1 protein-coding gene is annotated in these 640 nt (G+C 72.5%); it reads right to left on the reverse strand.

Features of this window, described 5'->3' with window-relative positions:
• On the reverse strand, window positions 1-586 hold a 586-nt coding region (locus tag JNK74_29220; protein ID MBL7650258.1), incomplete at its 3' end, for a DNA repair protein.
• Between the last annotated feature and the right edge of the window lie 54 nt (window positions 587-640).

Genomic DNA, 640 nt, shown 5'->3' on the forward strand with positions numbered 1-640 from the left:
TGTCCCTCTCCGCAGCGAGTTGACGGATGCGCTGCTGTGCGCTCGGCGCCAGCGCGGCCGCTTCGCGCGCGTCAGACAACAGGGTGCATTGACCCTGCATGGGCATGCCGCTGCAGGGCACGCGGTTGCTCAGGGCCAGGCGGCGACCCAGGTCTTCCGCCTGGAGCGCGGCCTGCCCCGCCTCGCGCTCGAGCGATGCCAGTCGCTGCCCGAGCCCTGCGACGGCATCGCGACGACGCGCAAGGTCCTGGACGGCATCGCGAAGCGCCAGCACGCGGTCCTCGCGGTGACGCACCACCTCTGTCGCCAGCGGCAGACGGCCGCCGGCTCGGGCCACCGCCGCCTCGTCCGCAAGCGCCCGCTGCAGGGACCGGATGCGGGCCTCCAGTCGTTCGCGCTGCGCCCTGGCCTGCGCGACACGCTGCGCCACACGGCCGTCGAGCCGTGCGAGTTGCTCCGTTGCCTCCTGATCCTGCGTGCGCAGGTCCTGCAGGGTGCGATCACCCTCGGCACGGGCGCCTGCCAGTTCCTCCACCAACTGCGCTCGCCGGCTCTCGACAGCCTTCGCCTGCTTCTGCAGGGCCATCAACGACGCCTCGTGCGTTCGCGCAGCCTCCCGTTGTTCGTGGGCTGCCTGCCG

It is taken from the genome of Candidatus Hydrogenedentota bacterium (assembly GCA_016791475.1).
GTDB lineage: Bacteria > Hydrogenedentota > Hydrogenedentia > Hydrogenedentales > JAEUWI01 > JAEUWI01.